The 7,542-nt window shown below is 74.1% G+C and carries 8 protein-coding genes; 2 read left to right on the top strand and 6 right to left on the bottom strand.

Features of this window, described 5'->3' with window-relative positions; genetic code table 11:
* The coding region (locus NE235_RS24645; protein ID WP_252806951.1) for an ROK family protein at positions 1-318 on the top strand (318 nt) is incomplete at its 5' end.
* A 50-nt stretch (positions 319-368) separates the two neighbouring features.
* Here the strand turns inward: NE235_RS24645 and NE235_RS24640 are convergent.
* Together NE235_RS24640 and serA are read right to left on the bottom strand one after the other, a co-directional pair.
* Positions 369-506: a hypothetical protein gene (locus NE235_RS24640; protein ID WP_252806949.1), complete on the bottom strand. Its 138-nt coding sequence runs from the start codon at positions 504-506 to the stop codon at positions 369-371.
* A 252-nt stretch (positions 507-758) separates the two neighbouring features.
* On the bottom strand, positions 759-2,342 hold the full coding sequence (gene serA, locus NE235_RS24635; RefSeq protein WP_252806947.1) for a phosphoglycerate dehydrogenase: 1,584 nt from the start codon (positions 2,340-2,342) through the stop codon (positions 759-761).
* Positions 2,343-2,526: 184 nt separating this feature from the next.
* On the opposite strand from serA, the gene NE235_RS24630 reads away from it, so the two are divergent.
* Positions 2,527-3,201, top strand: coding sequence for an SseB family protein (locus NE235_RS24630; protein ID WP_252806945.1), 675 nt, complete (start codon positions 2,527-2,529; stop codon positions 3,199-3,201).
* A 12-nt stretch (positions 3,202-3,213) separates the two neighbouring features.
* Here the strand turns inward: NE235_RS24630 and NE235_RS24625 are convergent, their stop codons facing one another.
* The 4 genes from NE235_RS24625 to NE235_RS24610 all read right to left on the bottom strand — a co-directional run bounded on the left by NE235_RS24625 (position 3,214) and on the right by NE235_RS24610 (position 6,990).
* The gene (locus NE235_RS24625) at positions 3,214-3,897 is read right to left on the bottom strand and encodes a response regulator (RefSeq protein ID WP_252806943.1); all 684 of its coding nucleotides are present in this window, start codon (positions 3,895-3,897) and stop codon (positions 3,214-3,216) included.
* A complete protein-coding gene (locus tag NE235_RS24620; RefSeq protein ID WP_252806941.1) occupies positions 3,894-5,000 on the bottom strand; it encodes a sensor histidine kinase in 1,107 nt (368 codons plus the stop codon). The genes NE235_RS24625 and NE235_RS24620 overlap by 4 nt, the downstream gene beginning before the upstream one ends.
* A 141-nt stretch (positions 5,001-5,141) precedes the next feature.
* Positions 5,142-6,095, bottom strand: a complete 954-nt coding sequence (locus tag NE235_RS24615) for an ABC transporter permease subunit (RefSeq protein WP_252806939.1) — start codon at positions 6,093-6,095, stop codon at positions 5,142-5,144.
* Positions 6,076-6,990: an ABC transporter ATP-binding protein gene (locus NE235_RS24610; RefSeq protein ID WP_252806937.1), complete on the bottom strand. Its 915-nt coding sequence runs from the start codon at positions 6,988-6,990 to the stop codon at positions 6,076-6,078. Before NE235_RS24610 ends, NE235_RS24615 begins: the two co-directional genes overlap by 20 nt.
* Positions 6,991-7,542 lie beyond the last annotated feature (552 nt).

Genomic DNA, 7,542 nt, shown 5'->3' with positions numbered 1-7,542 from the left:
CTCCTCGGCGAGCAGGTCACCGCCGAGGCGCTGTTCGCCCGCCGCGAGGAACCGGCCGTGGCGGCCCTGCTCGACGACGCCGCCGCCACGGTCGGAATGGCGGTCGCCAACCTGACGACCTTCCTCGATCCCGAACGCGTCGTCGTGGGCGGCGGGATGACCGAGGCGTTCCTGCCCGCCGTCCGCGCGGTGGTCGACCGGGCCGTGCCCTTCCCACCGCCGGTCGAGGCGGCGCGGTTCGTCGACGACGCCGCCCTGATCGGCGCGGTCGCGCTCGGCGTCGACGCGCGCCTGACGGGTGGCGCCGAGGCCACCTGACGGCCCGCGGCGCCGAGACCCGTCCGGCCGCCGGCGGCGTCGGGGTCGTTCTAACGGCCGGCGGCGCCGCCGTTGTCGCGGCGGTCCAGCGCGGTCTGCACGGCCCTGACCGCCTCTTCGGCGGCGTCGTCGGCGGGGGCCCAGGCGAAGTCAGCATCCATGGGATTCGTCTCCGTGAAGATCGTCATCAGGCGAGCGGATCAAGCGGGACTCACGGCCAGCGGCGAACTCCGCGGCGGGTCGCCGGCCTGCCCTAGATCAGGCCCCGCCGCGGCAGCGAAGAATGAGTACGAAGCGCCGCATGACCTTCTCGACGCTACCCGCTGCCTCCCGGCCTGTCTCGCGTCCCGGCCGGGAATCTCACATCGCAAGACACGTTCCCGGGCGATCCCCGGCCATCGGCAGACTCTTCGCCCCCTCCCCTGACGGTGGATCTCCGTTCACAGGTCGACGCGACGGCCCTGCTCGGCGCCGATCTCCTCCGCGATCGCATCGACGAGCTCCGGCGCCAGCGCGGAGTCGACGGTCAGCGCGATCAGCGCCCGGCCGCCCTTCTCATGCCGGCCCACCTGCATGCCGGCGATGTTGACGCCCGCCTCGCCGAGCAGGCGGCCCACCACGCCGACCATCCCGGGCCGGTCGGTGTAGGTGAAGAAGCCCATGTGCGCCGCCGGCGCGATCTCCATGGCGTAACCGTTCACCTCGACGATCCGCTCGATGTGACGCGGCCCGGTCAGCGTGCCGGACACCGAGACGACCGCGCCGTCGGGCATCGTGCCGCGGACCGTCAGGAGGTTGCGCCAGTCCGGGCTGTCCTCGCTGGTGGTCAACGTCACCTCGACGCCGCGGGCGCGCGACAGCAGAGGCGCGTTGACGTACGTCACCGCCTCCTCGACGACGTCGGTGAACGCGCCCTTCAACGCGGCCAGCTCCAGCACCTTCACGTCGTGGGCGGTGATCTCCCCGCGGGCCTCGACCTCGATGCGCACGGGCAGGCCACCGGCGAGCGCGGTGAAGATCCGCCCGAGCTTCTCCGCCAGCGGCAGGGCCGGCTTGACCTCTTCGGCGACGACGCCGCCGCGGACGTTGACCGCGTCCGGCACGAACTCGCCGGCGAGCGCCAGCCGCACCGACCGCGCCACCTGGGTGCCGGCCTTCTCCTGCGCCTCGTGGGTGCTCGCCCCGAGGTGCGGCGTGACCGCCACGCTGTCGTGCTGGAAGAGGGGGCTGTCCGTGCACGGTTCGCTGCGGAACACGTCGATGCCCGCCCCCGCGACCCGCCCCTCCTTCAGCGCGAGGTCGAGGGCGTCCTCGTCGATGATGCCGCCGCGCGCGGCGTTGACGATCCGTACGGACGGCTTGACGAGCCGAAGCTCCCGGTCGCCGATCAGGCCGAGCGTCTCGGGGGTCTTCGGCAGGTGGACGGTGATGAAGTCGCTGTCGCGCAGCAGCTCGTCGAGCGGGACGAGCCGCGCGCCGAGCTGCGCGGCCCGGGCCGCCTGGACGTACGGGTCGTAGGCGATCACGCGCATGCCGAACGCGGCGAGCCGCTGCGCGACCAGCACGCCGATGCGGCCGAGCCCGAGCACGCCGAGCGTCTTGTCCTGCAGCTCGACGCCGGTGTACGCCGCGCGCCGCCACTCGCCCCGCTTCAGCGCGGAGTGGGCCTGCGGGATGTTGCGCGCGGTGGCCAGCAGCAGCGCGATCGCGTGCTCGGCGGCGGTCACGATGTTGGAGGTCGGCGCGTTCACGACCATGACGCCGGCCCTGGTCGCCGCCTCGACGTCGACGTTGTCGAGGCCGACTCCGGCGCGGGCGACGACGCGCAGCCGGGGCGCGGCGGCGAGCACCGCCGCGTCGACCGTGGTGGCGCTGCGAACGATCAGGGCATCGGCGCCGGCGACCGCGGCGGCCAGCGCCTCGCGGTCGGCGCCGTCGACGCGGCGGATCTCGAAGTCCGGTTCCAGGAGTGCCAGACCGGCGGGTGAGAGCTCTTCGGCGATGAGGACCACAGGCCTGCTCACGAGGACCCCCTACGTGTGGCTGCACGGCGTGGGGGCGTGCGTCCGTCCCGAGCGCCCTCGGCGTGACCTCGCCCTACACGATGGTAGTAACAGCGGGTGAACGCGCCAGTGAGATGAGGCGAATACCCGGTCCGGTGGCCAGGATCGGCCCATGGGGCATCGCCCACGCACTAGTGTCGGGCGTATGGCTAATGGAAACCCGAAGCTGGCCGACGTGCTCGCTCAGCGCGGTGAACCCGAGGAGATCCTGCGCGCGCTCGTCGACGGCGGGGTCCTCATCGTGACGAACCCCGACGGCTCGGTTCTGGTGGGGCAGCTCGAGGACGAGTCCGTCGCGCTGGCCGCCTTCACGCGCCCGGAGGCGTACAGCGAGAAGTCCGCGAGCGAGGAGTTCCAGCACGCCGACGCGGCTCTGCTGCTGGAGATCGCCCGCAGCGGCGAGGTCCAGGCGATGGTGATCGACCCGGAGAGCGACGACGCCGCTCTCATCCCGTTCAGCGACATCCAGGGCTTCCTCGTCACCCAGGGCATGGGCGTCGACGAGGACGTCGAGGTCGCGTTCCGCGCCAGCGAGCACGAGCTGGTCGGGCCGCTGAAGGAGGGCGTCGCCGAGCGGCTGCCGGAGTACCCCGCGGTCGAGCGGGTCTGGATCTCCGACGTCCGGATGCCGAGCGGCGTCGAGGGCATCATGCTGCACGTCGTGCTCGCCGAGGACGCCGACCCGCAGCTGGCCAACGACCTGCTGCAGGCGACGATGGAGAAGCTCCCGGCCAGCGACGTCCCGGTGTTCGCCCACGTGGCCGACGCCGAGAGCGAGGAGTTCCTCGCCGACATGAACGCCGACGTCGTCCGGCGCTGACCGCCCGCCCGCTCACCGCCGGGTGCCGGGGAGGACGAGCGCGTTCTCATACGCGTACATCACGGCGTGCACGCGGTCGCGCAGGCCGAGCTTGTCCAGGACGCGGCCGAGGTGCGTCTTGACGGTCGTCTCGGCGATGGACAGCGTCCGGGCGATCTCCGTGTTGGTCCTCCCCTCCGCCACCAGGTCGAAGACCTCCCGTTCGCGGGCGGTGAGCCGGGCCACGGCCGCCGGCGGCCGGGCCCGGGCGCGTCGCCGGCCGGTGAACGCCTCGATCAGCGGGCCGGTCACCGCCGGCGAGATCAGCGCGTCACCGCCGGCGGCGGCGCGGACGCCTAGGAGCAGTTCCTCCGGCGGCGCGTGCTTCAGGAGGAACCCGCAGGCCCCCGCGCACAGCGCGTCGTAGACGTACTCGTCCAGGTCGTAGGTGGTCAGGACGACGACGCGCGACGCGGGGCCGGCCGATCCGGTGAGGATCCGGCGGGTCGCCGCCAGGCCGTCGAGCACGGGCATCCTGATGTCCATCAGGATGACGTCCGGACGGACCTCGCGGGCGCGCGCCACCGCCTCCGCGCCGTCGGCCGCCTCGGCGACCACGGTGAGGTCCGGCTGCCCGCCCACCAGCGCGACGAGGCCCGCGCGCACGAGGGCCTGGTCATCGGCGATCAGCACACCGATCGGAGGGCTCGTGGTCATGACCCGCCGTTCCACGCGTCGTACGGAAACGCGGCGGTCACCCGGAATCCCCCGTCCGCGGCCGAGGCCCGCAACTCCCCGCCCAGCGACTCGGCGCGCTCGCGCATGCCCGGCAGCCCCCGTCCGCCGGTCGCCGACCGGCCACCGCGGCGTCCGCGGCCCGGCGGTCCGTTGACGATCTCGACCGCGAGGCGGTCGTCGAGGTAGCGCAGTGTCACCCGGGTCGCCGCTCCCGGCGCGTGCCGGGCGACGTTCGTAAGGGACTCCTGGACGATGCGGTACGCCGACAGCTGCAGGCCGGGACTGAGCTCCCGCGCCCTGCCGGTCACCTCCAGGTCCGCCGGGACACCCGCGTCGTGTGCCGCCCCGATCAGCGCGTCGATCTCGGCCAGGGATGGGACCGGGCGCCGGGGCGTGCCCGCCTCGTCGTCCCGCCGCAGCGCGCCGAGCAGGTGGTTCAGCTCGTTCAGCGCCTCACGGGCGAGCCGCTCGACCGTGCCGAGCACCTCGGCCGGGGCGGAGCCGGTCAGACGGGCGGCCCCGGCCTGGACGGTGATCGCCGAAAGCTGGTGCACGAGGACGTCGTGCAGCTCACGGGCGATCCGGGTGCGCTCGGTCAGGTGCGCGGCCGCCACGGCGAGGGCGGCCTCGGCTCGCCGCGCGGTCGCCGCGTCCCCGACGAGGAAGGCCGCGCCGAGCAGCGCGAACGGCACCCCGGCGACGCGGTGCAGGTTGATCGTCACGCCGATGACCGCTGCGACGATCAGGCCGATCCACCCGAGCCACCGCGCGTACCTCCGCGTCTGCGCGCCGTACGCGCCCAGCCCGTACGCGGCGACCAGCACCGCGGCGAAGGCCGCGATCGCGTGCTGGTGCAGGGCCACGCGGACCGCGAGCCCACCGCTCGCGATCAGCAGGACGGGCACCGGGACGCGCCGCCGCCAGAGGAACGGGACGGAGATCGCCAGCTCCAGGCCCAGGTAGCCGAGCACCACGGGCGTCGCCGGAACGTGCGAGGCCGGTTTCCACCACCACGGGACGTCCGGCGCGCCCCAGGCGAACAGCCCCGCCGCGACGGCGACGTCGACCTGGCTGGACGTCACGACCCCACCCGGCAGCCCGTCCCTCTCCCCCCGGGAGGACGTCACGACCCCACCCGGCGACCCGTCCCCCTCCCCCCGGCGTGACGTGACGTCCCCAGCCGACATTTCCGATTCCTCCTACTCGCGCATGGCTCTACGATCTCACTGGCTCACGTCGGACCGGCGGAACAGCGCGACGGCCAGGAGCGCACCGGCGACGAAGGTCGCCGCGAGGCCGATCAGGCCGGCCGACGGCCCCGGCGGGGAGCCGGTCGCGGGGATGAACCGCGACCAGAAGTTGTCCGGCAGCCTGGTGATCGACCCGAGCCCGGCCGCGAAGCCCATCCATTCCTGAACCCAGGTCGCGGGCGTCCAGCGCCCGGTACCGGGCAGCCCGGCCAGTGCCAGCACCGTGATGAAGATCCCGGCCGTGGCCGCCATCGTGCCGATGGATCCGCGCGTGACGACGGCGGCGAGCAGCCCGATCACGGCGAACACGGCGATGACCGCCAGCGCCCGCCCGAACTGCCCGGCCGAGTGCCGAAGCTCGCCGGCCACGGAGACGTGCGGGGACGGCAGGTCGTACGCCCGCACGAGGATCGGGCCAGCGACGGCGAGCGCCGCCCAGCACGCCGCGATGAGGCCCGCCCCGGCCAGCCACAGGCTCACCAGCTTTGCCGCGAGCACCCGCTCACGGCGGCCGCAGTGGGTGAGCACGGTCTTCAGGGTCCGCCCGGACCATTCCCCGCCGACGTGGCCGCCGGCGAGGAGGGCGATGGCCAGCACCCCGGGCAGCGAGGCCATGAGCCCGGCCGCCTCCGCGCCCCCGGCGGCCGGGCCGAGGTGCGCCGCGGTCCGCTTCGCGGTCCGCAGCTCCCGCTCCCGGTCGAGCGCCGCCCGCGCCCGGCCGCTCACCTTGGTGGCCTCGCACGCCGATCCCTCCGGCATCCTCAGCTCGGCGCACGACGAGGGCACGCGGCCGGCGCCGGCGACGTCGCTCGCGGTATTGGACGCGGCGCCCACCGCCAGCAGGACGCAGAACAGCGTCGCCGCGAACGCCACGCCGTACAGCAGTGGCCGGTTCAGTTTGCGGAGCTCAGCGCGCAGCAGGCGCATGGCCGTCCTCCTCGGTGAGGGTGAGGGTCAGGAACGCCTCTTCCAGGCCGGGACGCTCGACGAGGATCTCCCGGGCCCACAGGCCGGCGCGGCCGAGCGCCTCGTTGACCTGACGGCCGTCGGCCTCCTCGACGAGCAGCGTCCCCGGGCCGTCGGTACGGGTCCGCCGCCCTGCCAGGACCTCCCGGGCACGATCCCGATCGGCCTCGTCGAGAATGACGCGTACCCGCCGTCGTACGGTGGACAGTCCGGCGACCGGCCCCTCCTCGATCAGGCGCCCCCGGTTCATCACCGCGACCCGATCGCAGACCTGCTCGACCTCGGCGAGCAGGTGACTGGACAGGAACACGGTCATGCCGTCGTCGGCGAGAGCGCGCAGCAGCGCCCGGAACTCCCGGATGCCCGCCGGGTCCATGCCGTTCGTCGGTTCGTCCAGCACGAGCAGCGCCGGGTCGCGCAGCAGCGCGGCCGCCAGCCCCAGCCGCTGCCGCATCCCCTGCGAGTACGCCTTCACCCTCCGGTCCGCCACGGCGGACAGGCCGACCCGGTCCAGGGCCGCCGCCACCGCGTCGCGGCGCCGCGGCGGCGGACCGTGCAGGGCGAGCACCTCGAGGGCGCGCCGTCCGGTCAGCCACGGGTAGAACGCCGGCTCCTCGAGCATCGCGCCGACCCGGGCCAGGCCGTCCGGATCCGGGAGCGGCCGCTCGTTCACCCAGGCCCGCCCGGCCGTCGGCGTGATGAGGCCGAGGAGCATGCGCATGGTCGTGGTCTTGCCCGAGCCGTTCGGCCCCAGGAAACCGAAGACCTGACCGCCCCCGACCGTCAGGTCCAGTCGGTCGACCGCCAGGGTGGCGCCGTACCGCTTGGTCAGTCCCTCACATCGGATCACCCGCATGACACCGACCGTAGGGAGTCCTGGCCGCGCCGTCCTCCTTCCACGGGCCGAACCGGGCATCGTCCATTCGACGACGGGACGGCCGGGCCGCGCGGGTCGCGCCACCGCGTGCGGTCCGCCGCGTCGTGCGGGTTCGGCGTGACCGGGGTCCGCCCGCCGGTCGGCCGGGTCGTCGAACGGGTGAGGCACTGATCGGCCACCGGCACGAGGGCCGGCGTCCGCGCCGCTCCTAGCGTCGTGACACATGAAACGGTTGATCTCCGTCGCGGCCGCCGGAACGATCCTGCTCACCGGATGCTCCGGTTCCGACACGGATCCCGACGTGGGCGAGGCGAGCCCGCACCCCGCCCGGCCTGGGCGTTCCACCGGCCGCCGGCTCTCCTGCCGCGGCGAACGCCCGGCACGCTCATCCGCAGCGAACCGGTCGCCGCCCCGGCGGCGGCGTCATCGCCTCCCGGGTCTGCCCGCACGCGTACGACAACGTCGTACCCTCGGCGGCGCCGGACCTGAACGCCTGGATCAGGGCGCGCTTCCACGGCGACCCCGCGCCGG

The sequence above is a fragment of the Actinoallomurus spadix genome (assembly GCF_024055725.1).
GTDB classification, from domain to species: Bacteria; Actinomycetota; Actinomycetes; order Streptosporangiales; family Streptosporangiaceae; genus Actinoallomurus; species Actinoallomurus spadix.
The sequence above is the reverse complement of the archived record's forward strand: the minus strand, read 5'-3'. Positions and strand labels throughout refer to the sequence as shown.